The sequence below is a fragment of the Streptomyces tremellae genome (genome assembly GCF_039540215.1).
In the GTDB taxonomy this organism is placed as follows: Bacteria; Actinomycetota; Actinomycetes; order Streptomycetales; family Streptomycetaceae; genus Streptomyces; species Streptomyces tremellae.
Genome location: NZ_BAABEP010000028.1, coordinates 40,919 through 59,356 on the forward strand (window position 1 = coordinate 40,919; position 18,438 = coordinate 59,356).

The 18,438-nt window shown below is 74.7% G+C and carries 16 protein-coding genes; 5 read left to right on the forward strand and 11 right to left on the reverse strand.

From position 1 onward, the window contains the following. Positions 1 to 38: 38 nt before the first annotated feature. On the forward strand, positions 39 to 563 hold the full coding sequence (locus tag ABEA77_RS19580) for an isoprenylcysteine carboxyl methyltransferase family protein (protein ID WP_345649037.1): 525 nt from the start codon (positions 39 to 41) through the stop codon (positions 561 to 563). Then, on the forward strand, positions 560 to 1,576 hold the full coding sequence (locus ABEA77_RS19585) for an NAD(P)/FAD-dependent oxidoreductase (protein WP_345649040.1): 1,017 nt from the start codon (positions 560 to 562) through the stop codon (positions 1,574 to 1,576). The genes ABEA77_RS19580 and ABEA77_RS19585 overlap by 4 nt, the downstream gene beginning before the upstream one ends. Positions 1,577 to 1,598: 22 nt before the next feature. Here ABEA77_RS19585 and ABEA77_RS19590 read toward each other — a convergent pair whose 3' ends face one another. Both ABEA77_RS19590 and ABEA77_RS19595 read right to left on the reverse strand, forming a co-directional pair. Then, a complete protein-coding gene (locus ABEA77_RS19590) occupies positions 1,599 to 2,849 on the reverse strand; it encodes a DUF4032 domain-containing protein (RefSeq protein WP_345649043.1) in 1,251 nt (416 codons plus the stop codon). 114 nt (positions 2,850 to 2,963) lie between these two features. After that, positions 2,964 to 4,709, reverse strand: coding sequence for a TIGR03767 family metallophosphoesterase (locus tag ABEA77_RS19595; protein WP_345649046.1), 1,746 nt, complete (start codon positions 4,707 to 4,709; stop codon positions 2,964 to 2,966). Between the two features lie 561 nt (positions 4,710 to 5,270). Between ABEA77_RS19595 and ABEA77_RS19600 the strand changes: the two genes are divergently transcribed. After that, entirely contained in the window at positions 5,271 to 5,771 is a 501-nt protein-coding gene (locus tag ABEA77_RS19600) for a DUF4232 domain-containing protein (protein WP_345649048.1), read from the forward strand. Between the two features lie 74 nt (positions 5,772 to 5,845). Here ABEA77_RS19600 and ABEA77_RS19605 read toward each other — a convergent pair whose 3' ends face one another. The 3 genes from ABEA77_RS19605 to ABEA77_RS19615 all read right to left on the reverse strand — a co-directional run bounded on the left by ABEA77_RS19605 (position 5,846) and on the right by ABEA77_RS19615 (position 9,240). Continuing rightward, positions 5,846 to 6,610, reverse strand: a complete 765-nt coding sequence (locus tag ABEA77_RS19605; RefSeq protein ID WP_345649051.1) for a glycoside hydrolase family 75 protein — start codon at positions 6,608 to 6,610, stop codon at positions 5,846 to 5,848. Between the two features lie 111 nt (positions 6,611 to 6,721). Continuing rightward, positions 6,722 to 7,195, reverse strand: coding sequence for an NUDIX hydrolase (locus tag ABEA77_RS19610; RefSeq protein WP_345649054.1), 474 nt, complete (start codon positions 7,193 to 7,195; stop codon positions 6,722 to 6,724). Between the two features lie 227 nt (positions 7,196 to 7,422). Continuing rightward, positions 7,423 to 9,240, reverse strand: a complete 1,818-nt coding sequence (locus ABEA77_RS19615) for a coagulation factor 5/8 type domain-containing protein (RefSeq protein ID WP_345649057.1) — start codon at positions 9,238 to 9,240, stop codon at positions 7,423 to 7,425. Between the two features lie 322 nt (positions 9,241 to 9,562). On the opposite strand from ABEA77_RS19615, the gene ABEA77_RS19620 reads away from it, so the two are divergent. Then, the gene (locus ABEA77_RS19620) at positions 9,563 to 10,012 is read left to right on the forward strand and encodes an ATP-binding protein (RefSeq protein WP_345649060.1); all 450 of its coding nucleotides are present in this window, start codon (positions 9,563 to 9,565) and stop codon (positions 10,010 to 10,012) included. 423 nt (positions 10,013 to 10,435) lie between these two features. Here ABEA77_RS19620 and ABEA77_RS19625 read toward each other — a convergent pair whose 3' ends face one another. The 6 genes from ABEA77_RS19625 to ABEA77_RS19650 form a co-directional block, all read right to left on the reverse strand. After that, positions 10,436 to 11,305: an ABC transporter substrate-binding protein gene (locus ABEA77_RS19625; protein WP_345649063.1), complete on the reverse strand. Its 870-nt coding sequence runs from the start codon at positions 11,303 to 11,305 to the stop codon at positions 10,436 to 10,438. Between the two features lie 460 nt (positions 11,306 to 11,765). Then, positions 11,766 to 12,146, reverse strand: coding sequence for a PTS-dependent dihydroxyacetone kinase phosphotransferase subunit DhaM (locus ABEA77_RS19630; protein ID WP_425588327.1), 381 nt, complete (start codon positions 12,144 to 12,146; stop codon positions 11,766 to 11,768). 29 nt (positions 12,147 to 12,175) lie between these two features. Continuing rightward, complete coding sequence (gene dhaL / locus ABEA77_RS19635; protein WP_345649069.1) at positions 12,176 to 12,805, reverse strand: dihydroxyacetone kinase subunit DhaL; 630 nt, start codon at positions 12,803 to 12,805, stop codon at positions 12,176 to 12,178. A gap of 89 nt (positions 12,806 to 12,894) precedes the next feature. Beyond that, positions 12,895 to 13,887 carry a dihydroxyacetone kinase subunit DhaK gene (dhaK, locus tag ABEA77_RS19640; protein WP_345649072.1) on the reverse strand — a complete coding sequence of 331 codons (993 nt, stop codon included), beginning with the start codon at positions 13,885 to 13,887 and terminating at the stop codon, positions 12,895 to 12,897. A gap of 256 nt (positions 13,888 to 14,143) precedes the next feature. Further along, positions 14,144 to 14,944, reverse strand: a complete 801-nt coding sequence (locus ABEA77_RS19645; protein ID WP_345649074.1) for a YqcI/YcgG family protein — start codon at positions 14,942 to 14,944, stop codon at positions 14,144 to 14,146. A 45-nt stretch (positions 14,945 to 14,989) separates the two neighbouring features. Next, positions 14,990 to 16,411, reverse strand: a complete 1,422-nt coding sequence (locus ABEA77_RS19650) for a cupin domain-containing protein (protein ID WP_345649076.1) — start codon at positions 16,409 to 16,411, stop codon at positions 14,990 to 14,992. A 500-nt stretch (positions 16,412 to 16,911) separates the two neighbouring features. Between ABEA77_RS19650 and ABEA77_RS19655 the strand changes: the two genes are divergently transcribed. After that, the gene (locus ABEA77_RS19655) at positions 16,912 to 18,285 is read left to right on the forward strand and encodes a salicylate synthase (protein WP_345649082.1); all 1,374 of its coding nucleotides are present in this window, start codon (positions 16,912 to 16,914) and stop codon (positions 18,283 to 18,285) included. Positions 18,286 to 18,438: the final 153 nt, after the last annotated feature.

Below are 18,438 nucleotides of genomic sequence, written 5' to 3' on the forward strand. Positions count from 1 at the left end.
GCGGATCGGGGACGGCGGAGAAGGGACAGGGGAAGACGATGATCTGGTACACCGTGCTGGTGCTCGCCGTGGGCGGGGAACGCCTCGCTGAGCTGGCCGTCGCCCGGCGCAACGCCCGCTGGAGCCTGGCGCGCGGCGCCGTCGAACACGGCAGGGGCCACTACCCGGCGATGGTGGTGCTCCACACCGGCCTGCTCCTCGGCTGCCTCGCCGAGGCCCGCTACGGGCACCGGCCGTTCCTGCCCGCGCTCGGCCTGCCCGCGCTCGCCGTCGTCGTCCTCGCGCAGGGGCTGCGCTGGTGGTGCATCAGCGCGCTCGGGCCGCGCTGGAACACGAAGGTGCTCGTCGTACCGGGACTGCCGCTCGTCACCGCCGGCCCCTACCGGCTGCGGTGGCTGCGGCACCCCAACTACGCGGCGGTGGCCGCCGAGGGCGTCGCCCTGCCGCTCGTGCACACCGCCTGGCTGACGGCCGTGGTCTTCACCCTGCTCAACGCCTGGCTGCTGGCCGTGCGGATAAGGTGCGAGAACGCGGCCCTCGCCACCGCGGGCACCGCCACATGATCGACGTCCTGGTCGCGGGCGGCGGCCCCGCAGGGCTCGCGGCCGCGCTGCACGCGACCGCCGCGGGGCTGCGGACGGTGGTCATCGAACCCCGCGCGGGCGCCGTCGACAAGGCGTGCGGCGAGGGCATCATGCCGAGCGGCGTCCGCGCACTCACCGACCTCGGTGTCCGCCTCCCGCGGGGCCGGACGCTGCGCGGCATCCGGTACGTGCGCGGGGACCGGGACGCCAGGGCTCTGTTCGACACCGGGCAGGGCCGGGGCATCCGCCGCACCGACCTGCACGCCGCGCTGCTCGCCAGGGCGGCGGAGGCGGGCGTCGCCCCCGTGCCGGGCCGGGTGACCGGCGTCGAGCAGGACGCCGAAGGCGTCACCGCGGGCGGCCTGCGCGCCCGCTGGCTGATCGCCGCGGACGGCCTGCACTCGCCCGTGCGCCGCGCCCTCGGCCTCGACGTGCCGCAGGGGCCGGCCGCCCGCCGCTACGGCCAGCGCCGCCACTACCGCGTGGCGCCCTGGACCGACCTGGTCGAGGTGCACTGGTCGCAGGCGGGCGAGGCGTATGTGACCCCCGTGGCGGACGACCTGGTGGGTGTCGCCGTCCTCAGCTGCCGGCGCCTCGGCTACGACGAGCACCTCGCCGCCTTCCCCGAGTTGCGCGCCCGCCTCACCGGCGGCCCCGCGACGGCCGTGCGCGGCGCGGGGCCGCTGCGGCAGCGCGCCCGCGCCCGCGTCGCAGGGCGCGTCCTGCTCGTCGGCGACGCGGCCGGCTATGTCGACGCGCTGACCGGCGAGGGCATCGCGCTCGGCCTCGCCTCGGCGCGGGCCGCCGTGGCCCGGCTGCGCACCGGCGAGCCGGCGGCCTACGAGCGCGACTGGCGCGCCCTGACCCGCCGCCACCGGGCGCTGACGGGCGCCCTCGTGCGGGTGGCCGGCGGCCCGGCGGCCCGGCTCGTGGTGCCCGCAGCGGCCGCCCTGCCCGGCGTCTTCACCGCCGCGGTCCGCGCACTCCAGTGAGCGCCGCCGCGCACCGGCGGGCTCAGTCCTCCTGTTCGCGCCCGAGGTGCTGCACCGTCGTCGCCGCGAGGTTCGCCGGCAGCACGTGCGCCACGTAGTCCTCGACAGCCGCGTCGAGCCCCACGTCGCGGCCCGCCTGCTCCGACAGGTACCAGCGGTGCTCCAGCACCTCGTGGTAGATCTGCGCGGTGTCCGCGTCGCCCCGCAGCTCCAACGGGACGGCGCGCACCGTCGGCCGGAACACGTCGCGCACCCAGCGGTGCGCGAGCACCTCGGGCCGCGCGCCCAGCGGATCGCCCGGCGCGTAGTCGTCCTGTGTCGCCATCCACGACTCCAGGTCGCCGAGCAGCCTGCGCGCCTGGTTCTCCTCCGCGTCGAGGCCCGTCAGCCGCAGCAGCTGGCGCTGGTGGTGCCCGGCGTCGACGACCTTCGGCAGGAAGCGCACGGTGTCGCCCTGCGGCGAGCTCTCGATGCGCATCTCCGCCACGTCGAAGCCGAGGTCGTTGAGCCTGCGGATGCGCCGGTCGATGTAGTGCCGCTTGTCCACGGGGTAGACCGACTCGCGGGTCAGCTCGTGCCACAGCTCCTCGTACCGCTCCACGATCGCCGCGCCGAACGGCACCGGGTCGATCGACGGGTGCAGCGCCCCCGACGCCTCCAGGTCCATCAGCTCGCCCGCGATGTTCATCCGCGCCAGCTCGATGTCGTAGTCCCGCTGCCCCTGGCTGAGGCTCTGGTGCAGCTCGCCGGTCTCCGCGTCGACCAGGTACGCGGCGTAGGCGCCCGCGTCCCGCCGGAACAGCGCGTTCGACAGCGAGCAGTCGCCCCACGCGAACCCGGCGAGGTGAAGCCGTACGAGCAGCACGGCGAGCGCGTCCATCAGCCGCTTCACGGTGCTCGGCCGCATCGTCGACTCGAACATCGAGCGGTACGGCAGCGAGCCCTTCAAGTGCCGGGTGACCAGCGCCGACTCGATCTCCTCACCGTCCGGCGCCATGCGTCCCGTGACCACGGCAAGCGCCTCGACCGCCGGGATGCCGAGCCGGTGCAGGTCCCGCAGCAGCCCGAACTCCCGTACCGCGGCCCGCTCGGTGATCTCCTTGACGGCCACCACCTCGGGCCCGGCCGCCGCGAACCGCACGACGTGCCGCGAGATGCCGCGCGGCAGCGGCACCAGGCACGCATCGGGCCACCGTTCCAGGACGGTGTCCCAGGGCAGGTCGAGCAGTTGGGCCGGATGCTCCGGATTGGTCGCGCTGATCTGCAGCGCCATGCGCGCCTCCGCGGTGGGTGGGCAGGGTCGGGTGGTGCGCGGGACGCCGCTGTCCCCGCGTCCCCAGTGTGCCGGGTGGCTGCCCGGTGCCGCCCACCGCGGGGCACGCCCGCCTCAGCTCCGCAGCAGCAGCTCCGTGTTGCGGTCCTCGGCCGTGCCGAGGGCGGTGGTGCTCGCACCGGGCGCGTTGTGCGCGAACTCCCGGTACAGCGCGGCGAGTCCGGTCTGCGACAGGTCGCCGAAGTCGGTGCGCGCGGGGGCGGAGGACTCGATCAGGGTGGTGAACAGGGAGAGCGTGCCGTCGCCGTTGTCGGCGAGCTCGACGATCCGGGCGAGCTGCGGCCTGTCCACGTGCGAGGCGGTGGAGACCTCCCAGAACGTGCCGTGCGGCAGGATGCGGTTGCGGTGGCTGTGGCCGTTGACCCAGGCGCGCACGTTGCGGTGCCGCTTGAGGAGCGCCACCATCTCGTCGCCGGTGTGCCGCGCCTCGTGCGGCTTCGCGGGGTCGGGGTGCGTGTTGGTCATCGTCCAGCTGTTGTGGTGGCTGAAGACGACGACATGCGCGTCCCGGTGGCGGGCCAGGGTGCGGTCGAGCCAGGCCAGCTGCCCGGTGCCGACCGACCCGAGGAAGTGGCCGCCGCGGTCCGTGGTGTCGAGGCTCACCCCGACGACGTCCTCTCCCATCGGGAAGGTGTAGTGGAGGGTGCCCGCCGCGAGGTTGTCCGCCGTGTAGCCGTGGCCGTGCGGGCCCGCGCCGGTGCGCGCGGGGTCGAGGTGCGCGGCGAGGTAGTCGCGCGGGGTGAACGGCGCCCTGCGCTCGTCGGGTGTGACGGTGCGCATCCTGCGCCGGTCCCGCTTGAGCAGGGAGACCAGCTCGTCGCCCGAGGGGTGGCTGCCCGCGGTGAGGACCTCGCGGAGCGGGCCCGCCTCGCCCGGCGACACCGTGTACAGCTTCCGGTCGCCCACCGCGAAGTCCGCGAGGTAGCCGGAGCGGTCCGCCATGGCGCCGCTGGCGAGCGCGTCGTGGTTGCCGGCCGTCGAGTACCAGGGCAGGCGCAGGCCGGGGCTGGTCACCGGCCGGACCACCGCGTCCAGATAGCCGTCGACACGGGGGAAGCCGAAGCGCTTGTCGAGGTCGCGCAGTGCGGACTCCGGCTGCCAGTACAGCTGTTCGCCGCAGTTCTGCGGGCCCTCGTAGCGGTGCGGGTCACCGGTGTTGGGGGTGATGAGCCCGCCGCTCATCACCGTGAGGAACCAGTCGAGTTCGTCCCGGGAGTTGTTGTCCGTGTTGTCGCCGGTGGTCACCGCGAAGGACACCGGCGCGCCCGTCGCCGGGCCGTTCCTGATCGCGTTGATCCGCTCGACGAGCGCCACCGCGCCCGGCACGGACAGGGCCTCCTGCGGCCGCCACCCGGTCAGCTGCGAGCCGCGCAGGTACTCGGTGCGCACCGGGTGCTGCACGTCCACCAGGTGCAGGTCGGTCAGCTGCACGAACGACGTCAGCGTGGTGCGCCGCGCGGCCCGCGACGAGCCCGCGGCGGCCAGCTCGCTGCGTACCACACGGTCCCACCCGGGACCGTCGGCCAGCCGCTGGAAGGCCGCGCCGGTGTGGACGGGCGTCGCGACCGAGTCGAGGGTGGTGCGGGCGGAGGCCGCCGGTGCGGCCGCGGGGGCCGCCGCGCCCCGCTGCCGCGGCACGGCGGGTCGGGCGGCGGGCCCCTCGCCCGCCGCGTTCGCCGCGCCCGACCCGCCGCCCAGGCCGAGGACGAGACCGACGCCGGCCGAGGCGCCCGCGGCGCCCGCAGCGGTGAGGAAGTGGCGGCGGTCGACGGATGTGGCTGCGGAGCGTATGCGGGACATGGTGCCCTTCCCCGGACGAGGATACGAAGGCGAGCGGGCCTGCGGGCGGCGCCCCGGCCACACGTGGATGCTTGACACCGGGTGTGGCCTGCGCGTGAACGAGGTTCCAACGTCCGGCGCCCATCTGAGCACAGGGATCACCGCGTCCCGCGGGCGTCCCCGCCCCCTCGTCGGCCCGCCGCGAACCGGTCACTCGGCGTTCATCCGCCGGGCGGGGCATTGCCCGCGGGGACCCCCGCGGCGGAATCGCCGGAACGGGCGGGCATGACCGCGCGGAGGCAGGGCACACGCCTCCGCGACCCGGGTCCGCGGTCCTCCCCCTGGCCGTCCGGACTCGTCGGGCCCCGCCGGTCCTTCCCCCTGCCCGGCGGGGCCGCCCCTTCTCCCCGGGGCTCCCCGGCGGCTCCCGTCCGGCTCCCCGGGAGCGCGGCGGAGCGGACACCCGGCCGTGGCGGTACCGGGACATTTGCCCGGCCGCCCCGAGGGCAGGGATCACCTCGACCACGGCCCGGACGGCACGCGCCCCCGGGCCGGAAGAGGCAAGGCAAGGAAGTGCCCCTGATGCGTACCCACCCGAAAGCCGCCGTGCTGCTCGCCGCCACCGTGCTGGCGGGCGCCGCGGGCGCCACCGCCGCGCAGGCCGCTCCAACCGCCGCCCCGGCGCCCTCGGCCTGCCGCCCGGCCAACCACCTGGCGAAGATCACCCGGGCCCCTGGCAGCGCGGGACACCGCCACTACCGCGTCACCCTGACGGCGCCGCGCGGGTACGAGCCGTGCAGGCTGGCGGGGTCACCCGCCGACGTGCGCTTCCCGGCCCACGGCTCCGCGCTCGCGCTCTCCCCGGGCCGCTACGGCGACCAGCGCACCGCCGTCGTCCTCGGCCCCGGGCACCCCGTGCACTTCGACATCCAGGTGCCCGACACGCGGCACGGTACGGCGGCCGACGGTGCCTCGTTCACCCTGCGGGCGCCGGGCGGGGAGATCCCCGGCACGTCCTTCGCCGACGGGCCTCTCACCGTGGCGCCCGGCACCCTCGTAGGACCCGTGCGGCGCGGCGCCTGACCCGCAGGGGCGTCCGGCAGCGTGCGAGCCGCCGGACGCCCCCGTCCCGCGGCCGACCGTCCCGCCGGACGGGCCTAACGCGCCCCGGCGACGAACTCCCGCGCCAGCCGGTCGCCCATCCGCACGGCCGCCGCGTGGTCCTCGGGGGGCCGCACGGCCGTGTTCCTGAAGAGGATGTACGTCACGTCCTCCGGCGTGCCCCCGCCCTCCGGGTCGGGGGTGATGCCGAGGGCGCGCGCCGTCGCGTACGAGGCCTCGCCGATCAGCCCGGCGGGGCCGGTGTCGCCGACGACCGCGTACCGCACCTGCCCGTCGTGCACCACCGCGGCGAGGCCGCCGCCGCGGATGCCGAAGGCGCGGTAGTCCCAGGTGCCGCTGGGGTCGGGCACCACCACGTACGGCAGCCGCTCCGCGTCCAGGGGCCTGCCGTCCGACTGGGTGAAGGCCGTCATCTCCTGGAAGGACCCGTCCGTGTCCGCGTTGCAGTGCGCGGTGGCCTGCCCGTCGCAGTCGACGTCCAGGTCCGCTTTCCAGAACACCGCACCGGGCGTGCCGCAGACCGGCACCGTGGGCTCGTCGTCCTCGTCGTCCATCCGGAACATGCCGTCGGAGACCTGGTCGCAGCGGCCCACCCGGGCGAGCAGCTGGGCCGCGGTGACCGAGCCCTCCTGGAGGAGGGCGCTCGGCGGTCCCGGCACCCCCGCGGGCGCGCCCGCGGCGCCAAGGCCCGCGGCGGCGGGCCGCGCGGGCGCGGCACCCGAGGGGGAGAGGTGGGCCAGCAGGGAGGCGGCGGCCAGGAACGTACCGGCGGCGGCGACGACATGCGTGCGGTAGCGCACGGGAATGGACCTTTCGTCAGGACGTGCAGGAGCCGACCGCTTCCGCCGCCCGGCTCGCGGGCGCTGCTGCCCGAGGTGCGCGGCGGCGCCGGCGGCCCTCGGACAAGGAGGTCAGCCGGCCTCGGATATCGCCAGGGCGAGCCGGCCGAGGAAGGGGCGCTGCCCCGAGACCAGCAGATCCCCGGCCTCGCGCAGCGGGACCCAGGCGACCCGGTCGAGCTCGGGGAACTCCCGCTGCACGCCTGAGCCGCGCGGCCACTCCATGGTGAACGTGCCGAACACCGCGTCGGCCGGGTCGAGATCGCCCACGGCCGCCCACGCGGTGACCCGCTTGCCGCTGCGCTGGCGCTCCTCGCCGAGCGGGAGCCACGGCCCACGGGGCGGTTCGAGCCCCAGCTCCTCCCGGAACTCGCGCAGCGCCGCGTCCTCGGGGGCCTCGCCGTCCTCGTACTCGCCCTTCGGCATCGACCAGGCCGCGGCCTCGCGGCGGGCCCAGAACGGGCCGCCCATGTGGCCGATGAGCACCTCGGTACCGGCGTCCGTGACCCGGTAGACCAGCAGTCCCGCGCTTCGCTTGCCCGACATGCCGTCAAGTCTGCTGCGGCCCGGTGCGCCCTGCCCGCACTGATCCGCCGTACGGGCGGCCACGGGCCCCCGGCACGGCGGCAGGACCCGGCCGGTGGGGGGTGCGTGCGGCCGGGCCCTGCGGGCGTGGCGGCGCGGACCGGGCGTACGGTCGGCGCAGGAGGGGCGTCAGGCCCCCGGTGGTGCGTCGGCCGGCCGCCGGCCCCGAACCGGCGGCCGGCCGGTCCTCACGGGAAGGAGACCACGTTCGACGGCACCGTGTCGGTGCCCGAGGTGGCGCCGCCTGTGCTGTTGATGACGTGGTTGTACTGGCCGACCCCGCCGAGGGAGACGACCAGAGCGTCGTGGAACTTCACGCCCGACTTCTGCGGCACCTCGAAGCCGTGGTCCACCCGGATGCTCGGGTCCGAGGTGAAGTTGCAGTAGCTGCCGACGCCCCACGCCTCGTGGGTGTTGACCGCGTCGTCGACCTTGTAGGCGGCGTACCCGGCCGTGGAACCGTTCTGGATCGCGGCCTGGTTGGGGGCGTCGTAGGCCAGCTCGTTCTGGAAGAAGATGGTCCGGCCGCCCTCGCCGCTCCACTGCACGCAGTACTTGTTGAAGTGCTCGACGAACAGGCCGGTGGCGAGCACGTTCGCGCCGTTCACCTTGAGGCCGTAGTCGGCCCGGTTGGTGTCCCAGCCGACGCCCTCGCCGTGGTCGGCGCGCCAGATCCAGGTGTGGTCGATGATGGTGTCGGAGGCGTTGATCTCCATGCTGGTGGTGGCCTTGCCCGCGCCCGCGCCGCCGATCCTGACGAACACGTCCTGCACCGTCGTCGGGTTGGAGGCGTGGCCGGCGGAGGCGCCGGCGGGGCCGACCCGCAGCAGGTAGTCCGAGTTGGTGGTGCCCGCGTCCAGCAGGAAGCCCGCCAGCCTGATGCCGTCCACGTCGGCGGTCTGCACCGCGGTGACCCCGTTGTCCGGGATGATCGTCGGGTAGCCGATGCCGAGCACCACGGTGTTGGCCTTGGTGACGTTGATGGTCTGGTCGACGTGGTAGACACCGGGCGTGAACAGCAGGTGCAGGCCCTGCGAGAGCGCCTGGTTGATGGTGGCGGCGGTGGCGCCGTCCTTCACCACGTAGAACTGTGAGAGCGGGATGGACGTGCCGGGGGTGGAGCCGCTCGCCCAGGACACCCCGCGCGCGTTGGTGCGCAGCGAGGGGACGAAGACCGCGTAGTCGTCACCGTCGAGGTAGAGGTACGGCTTCTCGCGGGAGACCGGCGTGGTGTCCAGCGTGGTGTAGGGCGGGTTGGGGAACGACTGGGCGGGGGCGCCGTCGACGCCCGAGAAGACCATGTTCCAGACGCCGTTGCCCCAGCCGCCGATCTGGCTGTCGCGGGTGTACCACTGCTGCTGCGAGTACGGCGACACCGTGCCGTCGACCTTGCTGTCGGCGATGTAGCCGCCGCTCGCCCAGCCGTAGCCGTTCGGGGCGAGGTTGAGGCCGCCCTTGATGTGCATGCGGCGGAACGGAGCGGCCTGCGCGACCGCCCACCTGTCCTCACCGCTGACCGGCGTCAGCGCCATGTTCTCCACCGAACGCCAGAAGTTCTGCGTGGCGTTGCCGTTGAACCAGCCCGCGTCCACGGTCACGTCGCCGTTGATCTGGACGTCGTCGGGGTTGCGGCCGAGGCCGGCGATGGAGGTGTAGAAGCCGATCTGGGCGTTGAGGCCGTTGTACGTACCGGGCTTGAACAGCAGCGCGTAGCGCCCGGTGCCGAACTGCGCGGACTCCTGCTTGTGGAAGATGTCGTCGAGCGTGCCCTGGATGTTGGCGGTCGACGGGTCGAAGACGATGACGTTGGGCCCGAGGTCGCCGCCGGCCGTCACGGCCGGCGCGGCACCCGCCCGGCGGGCGGCGGCGCGGGGCGCCGCACCGGCGGTCGCGGCGGGCAGGAACGCGGAGCCGAGCACGGCGCCCGCAGCGGCGGCGGCGAACGCGCGGCGGCTGAGTCGGGGGGACCCGTCCTCGCGGGCGGGGTCCAGCGGAGGCTGCTGCATGGGGGGAGGGACCTCCTGGCTGAGGAGAAATGGGGGTCGGGGCACCGCGAGAGCCGTGAGAGCGCTCTCTGGGTACCCAGATGCTTCCTCCGCGTTGCGTACGCGTCAAGACTTGTGCGCGAACGAGCCCTCGACCGGAGCCGATTCGTCAACAAGTGACGGTGGGATACGGGCGGTTGGCGGCCCTTGCGCGGCATTGCGCCTGATGTCCGTTCGGCTTGTGACGGCATGTTCTCCGCGCCCGCCCCTGATTGACCCGCCGGATGGCGGGAACCTGCATACGCGGGGCGGGAAACCGCCCACGCGGAGAGGAGTGGTCCGGATGCACGCGAGCGGGCAGGCCCACCGGGGCGCCGCACGTGTCACCTATGCCCTGCCCAGCTCGGACACGTCGCCGGGCTGGGCGCGCTATCTGACCGACGCCTACCTCACCCACGAGTACGCGGGCGGACTCCCGCGCGAGCGGATAGAGGACGCCAGGGTCGTCGTGTCGGAACTCGTCACCAACGCCACCCGCCACGGCACCGGCGGCTGCCTGCTGCGCCTCACGGTGCGGCCGGGCCGCGTCACGGTCGAGGTCCACGACGAAGGACCGGCCCTGCCCGTGCTGCGGGAGCTGCGTCCGAACGACCCGGTGCTGGTCCCCGAGTCCCCCGAGGCGCTCCCGGAGAGCGGCCGCGGCATCGCCATGGTGCGCGGGCTCTCCAGCCGCTTCTCGGTCTGCGGGACGGCCAGGGACGGCAAGACGGTCCAGGCGGTCCTCGCGGGCTGACGCGTGCACCGCCGGACGGGGCGCCCCCCGGGGCGTGCCGCAGGCCGGTCCGTTGGCGCGCCCGGACCGGGCGGGGGTGCGGGCGCTCGGGCCGCGGCCGGCCCTGCGGCCCGCCCGGACTGCGCCCGGAACTGCGCCCGGACTGGACAGGGGGGCATGCCCTGAGGGCGTCGGAGGCCCGGCGGCGCGGCGCGCGGGTCACCGGTCCCCTGAGCCGCGCGCCGGAGGCGGCGCCTCTCCGGGCCTCCCGCAGGTCCGGGCCTCCCGCAGGCCGGGCGCCTCGTTTCCGCGGCGCCCGCGCTGCGTGTGGCGCGCCCCGTCTCCCGTGTGCCGCCGCTCCGGGTGGTCGGCCGCTGCCGGGCCGTGTCGGCGCGCACGGCGGCGTCGGCCCCGCCGTCCCCGGGGACGCGAGGACGGGCCGGGTCACATCGCGTCGGCCACCGTGTCGAAGAAGAGGGCGTGTGCGTGGTGGCTCGCCGGGGGCTCCGGGTTCCACGGGAGGATCTGCGCGTGCTCCGCGATGCGGGCCCACTCCGCCGTGCCCGCCAGCGCCTCGCGCGGCGCCGCGTTCGCCCGTACGTCCGCGAGCACGATGTCGGGCCGCAGCTCCTCCGCCTCGGCCCAGGTCACCGTGCGCCAGTTGCCGCCGCCCTCGCCCCCGGGGTCCACGAGGCCGACACCGCGCTCCGAGAGCGCCCGCAGGTCGGGCCAGGACGTCGGCCGCGCCAGGTACGCCTTCTCGGCGTCCGCCGCCGACAGGGCGAGCACCCGGGGCCGTACCGAGCGCGTGGCGAGCGTCCGCAGCCGCTCCTCGGCCCGCGCCAGCTCCGCCTCGCCCGCCGCGCTCGCCCCGGCCGGCGCCCCGAGCGAGCGCGCCAGCTCGCCGAACCTGCTCCTGACGCCCGCGAGCGTGCGCGAGCCGCCCACGTCGAGCACCACGATCAAAACCTGCTCGCCCAGGTGCTTCGCGGCCTCCGGGTCCAGCCCGTAGACCTGGTCGCCGCCGTACGTCACCGCCACCACCAGGTCGGGACCGGCCGCCACCAGCGCCTCCACATCGACTCCGCTGCCGGAGCCGAAGGACAGTATCTCGTCGAGCGGCAGGCCGCCCGCCTTGGCCGGGTCCTGGGTGTCGCCGTCGTGGTGCGAGCCGAAGACGCCCAGCGGGCGCAGGCCGTGGTCCCACAGCGTCGCGCCCGCTTGAACGTAGGCGACGAGCCGCTCGGGGCGGCTGTCTGCGGTGACCCGAAGGCCGCGGTCGTCGGTGAAGTCCCAGGTCTCTCGCGCATCCATGGTCGCACTCGCCTCGATCCCGTCGATTTTCTCCGTGCACGGCGCGCGGGGCGCCACCCAGTCCCTGCCCAGACGGAAGGTGGCGGATACCAACAGCGGTGTGCGAAACGGCACATGGCGTGAAGTCCCGGCCAACGCACGGGGGCGGGCGGGCACCGCGGCGGCGCTCCCGGCCCTGCCCCGGACGCGGCCCTGGGACACGGGCCCGGGGCCGGGCATCCGCGGCGCCCGATCGGTGCGCCGTCCGCGCAGCGCGGCGCCCGGCGCGGTCACGGTCTCCGGTGGCTGCCCGGTGTGTTCCGGCAGGGCGGCCACACTCCGCGGAGCACGGGCGCGGTGCACAGGCCGCGGCCCGGAGGCGGGGCCGCGCGGCGTGCGGGCGGCACGGCGCGGGCGCCGTGCAGGCCGCGGCCCCCGGACGGCACGGGTCCGGGGGCCGCGGGCGGATGCGAGGAGGGGGTCACTCCTTGCGGTAGCCGTACGCCTCCGACGCGGCGGCCGTGACCGCGTCCAGGTCGCCGCCCGCCGAGGCGGTGACCACCGCGGCGACCGCGCCCTCCACGAACGGCGCGTCCACCAGCCGCGCGCCCTTCGGCAGCTCGTCGCCCTCCGCGAGCAGCGTCTTCACCGTCAGCACGGCACTGCCCAGATCCACGAGGAGGGCGACGCCCGCGCCGCCGTCCACCTCGGCGGCCGCGGCGGTGATCAGGTCCGCGCTGGTGCCGAGGCCGCCGTCCGGGGTGCCGCCCGCCGCCGCGACCGGCGCGGTGCCGCCGCCCGCGAGGCCCTCGGCCAGCGCGGCCACCGAGGAGGCGACGGCGGCGCTGTGGGACACCAGCACGATCCCGACCCTGCCGGGTGCCGCGGCGCTCACCGCGCGCCCCCGGCCGTCTCGGCCAGCGTCGCGACCAGCAGCGCCGCCGACGTGGCGCCGGGGTCCTGGTGGCCGACGCTGCGCTCGCCGAGGTAGCTGGCCCGCCCCTTGCGCGCCTGGAGCGGCGTCGTCGCCTCCGCGCCCTCCGCCGCGGCGCGCGCCGCGCCCTCGTACGACGCGGCGAGGGCCCCGGCGGCCGGTTCGAGCGCGTCCAGCATCGTCTTGTCGCCCGCCGCGGCGCCGCCCAGCTGCGCCACCGCCGCGACCGCCTGTCCGAGGGCGTCCGCGAGCCGCTCCCTGTCCACGCTCTGCGCGTCGCCGAGCGCCTTTCCCGTGCGCCGCAGCAGCGTGCCGTACAGGGGGCCGGAAGCGCCGCCGACCGTCGAGATCAGCTGCCGTCCCGCGAGCGTCAGGACGGCTCCCGGCGTGGCGGGGGCGTCCTTCGCGAGGACCTCGGCCACGGCCTTGAATCCCCGCTGGAGGTTGCTGCCGTGGTCGGCGTCGCCGATCGCCGCGTCCAGGTCGGTCAGGTGTGCGGCCTCGCGCTCGACGGCGGCCGCGCAGGCCGTGAGCCACCTGATGAAGAAGGCCGCGTCCAGGTCCTGCTGCGACTGTTGCTCTGCCACGTCATCTCCTCGCGCCCGTACTGCCTGCTGCCTGCGCCGCCCGGGGCGCCGCGTACCTGTGCACCGGGAGCCGGCGGCCCCCGGACACCTCAGCGGCCCCAGCGCAGCGCGGGGGTCTCCACTGGCGCGTCCCACAGCCGCAGCAGGTCCTCGTCCACCTCGCAGAGGGAGACCGAGCAGCCCGCCATGTCCAGGGACGTCACATAGTTGCCGACGAGCGTACGGGCCACCGAGACGCCGCGCTCACCCAGCACCCGCTGGACCTCCGCGTTGAAGCCGTACAGCTCCAGCAGCGGGGTCGCGCCCATGCCGTTGACCAGGGCGATCACAGGACCGCGGGGGTGCAGGTCGTCGAGCACGGCGCCGACCGCGAAGTCCGCGATCTCCCGCGAGGTCATCATGGCGCGCCGCTCGCGGCCCGGCTCGCCGTGGATGCCGATGCCGAGTTCGAGCTCGCCCTCGGGCAGGTCGAACGTGGGGCTGCCCTTCGCCGGCGTGCTGACCGCGGTCAGCGCCACACCGAAGCTGCGGGACGACTCGTTGACCTGCCGGCCGATCGCCTCGACCCGCTCAAGCGGCAGGCCCTCCTCGGCTGCGGCGCCCGCGATCTTCTCCACGAACAGGGTGGCGCCGGTGCCGCGCCTGCCCGCCGTGAACAGGCTGTCGGTGACCGCCACGTCGTCGTTGACGAGGACCTTCGCGACCTGCACGCCCTCGTCCTCGGCCAGCTCGGCCGCCATGTCGAAGTTGAGCACGTCCCCCGTGTAGTTCTTCACGACGAACAGCACCCCGGCGCCGCTGTCCACCGCTGCGGCCGCCCGGACCATCTGGTCGGGCACCGGGCTGGTGAACACCTCGCCAGGGCAGGCCGCGGAGAGCATGCCGGGCCCGACGAAGCCGCCGTGCAGCGGCTCGTGCCCCGACCCGCCGCCGGAGACCAGACCCACCTTCCCCGCGACCGGGGCGTCCCGCCGTACGACGACACGGTTGTCGACGTCCACCGAGAGCGAGGGGTGTGCGGCGGCCATGCCGCGCAGGGCGTCCGCGACCACGGTCTCGGGCACGTTGATGAGCATCTTCACGGGGTGCCTCCCAGTCGGGCGTTCCTTGCGCCCAGTATCGGCCTTGCGGCGGCGGAGGTCATCCGCGGCAACCGGCCGGGCCGGCCCGCGCCGACGCCGGGCCCGCAGTCGCCGGGAGGGCGGTGCCGGGCGGTCCTGGCGGCGCGGCACGGGGGAGCGGTGCCGGGCGGCGGGCAGGGCTGTGCCGCCGGCCCCGTACGGCCTCTCGGCGGTGTACGGGGCCGGCGGCGCACGCCCTCGGCGGTGTGCGCGCGGCTCAGTGGCCGGGTTGCCTGCCGTCGTCCGCGCGCTCCGGTCTCCGGCCGCGGAACGGGCAGCCGGTCAGCGGCTTGTCGTTGTTGTCCGGCAGGAAGTACTGCCGCCACTCACGGTTCTCGGGGTCGCCGTAGGAGCCCAGCTCGGGCGCGGGGTCGACGTTGTCGAAGCGGCGCAGCCTGGTGCGGATGACCCGCCGGGCGGCGCTGCCGCGCGCGCTGTCGGGTTCGAGGCCCTCGAAGACCCAGCGCGGCTGGAACGTGATCACGAACACCGGGCTGTGCCGGCTGCGCCGCTCGGCGTGCGAGGGCGTGTTGCACACCACGAAGATCTCGGTGCCGTCGAAGCTGAACTCCCACATGTGGTGTTCCGGATCGGTGGGCAGGCCCTCGGGCCAGGGTTTCTCGTCCTCGTCGTGCAGGTACTGCAGGATCGACCAGAACCGCTCGTTGTACGCGGTCAGGCCGCGCGCGGGCGCCTCGTCGCGGAAGAAGACCACGAGCGAGGTGTCGCGGGATATCTCCTTGTACTGGTCGAGGTAGGCGGACAGGATGCCCGGCAGCTGCTTCCACGCGGCCTCGTCGTCCAGGCCGTCGATGAAGCCGAAGCGCAGGGTGTTGCGTTTCGCCGCGGAGACGGCGAACGTGCAGGGGAACGGATCCGCGGGTGCGACGAGCGTGCCGAGCAGGTCCTGGGCGTACTCGGCCCCCCAGGCGGGGAGCGCTCCGATTGTCAGGCGACGTATGTCGCCGTCGGCGGGGGACGGTATTTCCTCGCCGGCAGCGTCGACCGATGACACCATCAACTCCGTGGTGGTAAGGGAACGGGGAACAGCGCCACCTGACGTTCAGTCGAACTCGCGCAGCATCTCTTCGGGGATGATCGGCTGGTGGTAGGTGCACGAGCCGGAGAGCACGGTGGAGCCGTGCAGCCGGGAGACCGGGATGAGGAGTTTGTCGCCCTCGTTGAGCTCGATCTTGTGCGTGACGTTGTTCCAGAAGTGCATCCGGCCGGACTCGATCATCACGAGCCGGTGCTCGTTGTGCACATGGGTGGTCGAGGTCTCGTCGCAGGTCTCGACGAAGGTGTCCAGGTCGACCGTGATGTTCTCGGTGGTGAGTTTGCGGTCGATGCGGGCGGCCTTGTCCTGGTACTCCTCGATGCGGTCGGCCCAGGCGACCTGGGTGCCGAGGTCGCCGTCCCACAGCTCGGTGAACCAGGCGGCGTCCGCGAAGCCCCGGTGGAACTCGCTGACCACGTCGGAGCCGAAGCGCTCCACCAGCGGCTCGATCAGGGACAGGACCCGCTGTTCGAGCTCGTCCCCGGTGAGGTCGGCGATTTTCCCGAGGAAGGCGGGGCGCGCGCCGAGCGCCTCCTCGAAGGCGTCGGCGAGGTGCGGCGCGGTGACGGCGCGGTCGATCTCGAACTGGGTCCAGGCGCCGAGGAACGCGAACGCGTTCTCGCGGTTGCGGCCCAGGTAGTGCAGGTGGTTGCCGCGCGCGAGTGAACTGCCCAGGTACAGCTGCCAGTAGGCGCCGGCACCCGTGGTCAGCTCAGCGGAGGCCAGCATCGCGCGGTAGTCCTCGGCGTCGTCCTCCCAGCTGCGGTACGCGTCGAGCAGCAGCCCGCGAAGACCCGGGTGGGCGAGGCCGTACTCGCCGACCGCCATGTGGCCCACGGCGTCGTACGCGGCGGGGACGAAGGCGCTCAGCTGGAGCATGAGGAACGTCGCGGCCTCGCGGCGCCCCTTGGTGTCGGAGACCGCCTTGGCGGCGCGGTCGGCCTCGGCGCGCCTGCGGTCGAGGTAGGCGCGCACATGCTCCACGAGGCCCGTGGTGTCGTGCCGTGCCAGCGGTTCGCGCACGTCGTCGAGCAGGGTGAACAGGTGGCGTTCGAGGATCGGTTGGGCGAGCGCGGAGAGTATCCGGTTGCTGGTGCTGTAGAACGCCGCCTTGCTGGTGGCGGCCGGGTCGCCGGCGGCCGGGGGCAGGTAGAGGAGGTCGGCGTCGTAGACGTTGCGCAGCATGCGGTGGCCGAGGAGGGCCGAGAGCAGCAGGGCCTTCTCCTTCGGCATCGGCCGGGAGTAGTCGAGCCACGCGAGGTCGTCCGGGCGCACGGGGCGCCGGTACGGGTTGTCCTCGGTCGTCAGCTCCTCCCACTCCGCCGCACTGAACGCGGCGTTGGCGGCGAACGCTTTGACGATCCCGTTGGCTTGGGCGGGGTCCTTGCTGTCGATCAGCGATGCCAGGTCGGTGTAGGAAGCGTTCACGACCGCTTGTTCCCTTCGTGAGGACGTCTCAGCTCGAACGAAAGGTAGGTTAGGCTAACCTAAGTTTGATGACAAGGGGTGGGCTGCCCCGCCCGGTGCTGAGCGGGCGGCCTCCGGCGCTCGGCGCGGCCCCGCCGCCGGTGGCGGGGCCGCCTCAAGGCTCCCGTGCCTCAGGCGGGTTGGAGGGACTCCTTGACCCGCGTGAGTAAGGTTAGGCTAATCTAACGCCCCGAGGTTCGCGAGCCTTTTGCAGTTTCCGGCCGACCCGAGGAGCCCGCCGCAGTGAACGCCGAAGGACCGAACGCGCGGGCAGAGAACCCCGACCGGGGGCGCGGCGCCCGCCGTCACGGCCGCTGACCCGGCGCTGCGGGCCCGGGCCGCGCCACGGCGCCGGCCCGTGCGGAGCCGTGCCCCGGGCCGACGCGGCAGCCCGTCCTACCGCACCCACGACCGTCACCGTCCCTTCCACGGCTGTGCCAGAACGCGGAGTTCCGAGACTGATGACCACAGACGAAACGATCACTGTGACAACGCCGCTGCGCCGGACCGTGCCGCTGGGCGGCGACCCCGTCGCCCTCGCCGCGGGACTGCTGCGCCACGGGCTCTCCGACACACAGCTGCTCTACGAGCGCGACGCCGAGGTACGCGTCGGGGTGGGCGTACTCGCCGAGGTGACGCTGACGGGACGGGCCGCCACCTCGCGCGGCCCCTGGGGCGAGCGCTCCCTCACCGCCGCGGGCGACCCGCTCGGCGCCTTCGCCCGGCTGCTCGGCGAACTGCCGCTGCCCGGCTGGTCCGGCTACGGCTGGGCCGCCTTCGAACTCGCCCACGCCCTCGCGGGGCACGACGTGCCGGCCGACGCCACCCTGGTGCGCGCCGTCGTGCCGAGAACCGAGGTGCGCCTGTGCCCGGGAGCGGCCGTGATCACCTCCGACACGCCGCATCAACTCGACCTCGTCACCTCGCTGCTCACCGGACCCGCCGGCGCACCGGACGCCCACAAGGACCGCCACGAGCCCGTCGAGGTGCCGGTCGAGGCGCGCGACGAGCACTACCTCGCCGCCGTCGCCGACTGCGTACGGGCCATCAGGGCGGGGGAGTTGCAGAAGGTCGTGCTCTCCCGGGAGCTGCCCGTCGCGGGCCCCGTCGACTTCGTCGCCAGCTACCTCGTCGGCCGCCGCCACAACACCCCGTCCCGCTCCTTCGTCGTCGACACCCCGGACCTGCGCGCCTTCGGCTTCAGCCCGGAGACCGTGGCGGAGATCGACGCCGACGGCACCGTACGCACCCGCCCCCTCGCCGGCACCCGCGCACGCACCGGTGACGCCGAGGACGACCTGCGGCTGCGCGGCGACCTGACCACGGACGCCAAGGAGGTGTACGAGCACGCCGTCTCCGTCAAGCTCGCCCACGAGGAGCTCACGCGGATCTGCCGGCCCGACACGGTGGCCGTGCCCGAGTTCATGGACGTCAAGGACCGCGGCAGCGTGCAGCACCTCGGCTCCACGGTCACCGGACGGCTGCCCGAGGCACGCGACTCGGGCGACGCCCAGACCCGCGCCTGGCGGGCCTTCGGGGCGCTCTTTCCCGCCGTGACCGCGTCCGGTGTCCCCAAGCGCGCCGCCTACCCCGTGATACGCGACCACGAGCCCACGCCGCGCGGCCTGTATTCGGGCGCGGTGTTCAGCGTCGACTCCGACGGCGCGCTCGACGCCGCGCTCGTCCTGCGCACCGCGTTCGGCGTGGGCGACCGCGTCTGGCTGCGGGCCGGCGCGGGCATCGTCAGCCAGTCGCGCCCCGAGCGCGAGTTCACCGAGACCTGCGAGAAGCTCAACAGCGTGGCCCGCTACCTGGTGCGGCCCGCCACCCGCTGACCCGGACACGCACCCGCCGCGCCCCTGCCGTACGGCAGGGGCGCGGCGCGCACCACCAGGGAGAACCCTCGGGGCGGCCCGGCCGGAAGGCGGGCCGCCCCGAGGCGCGTCCGGGGGCGGCGGGGCCCGGACGCCTCCCGCGGCGGGCGCCGC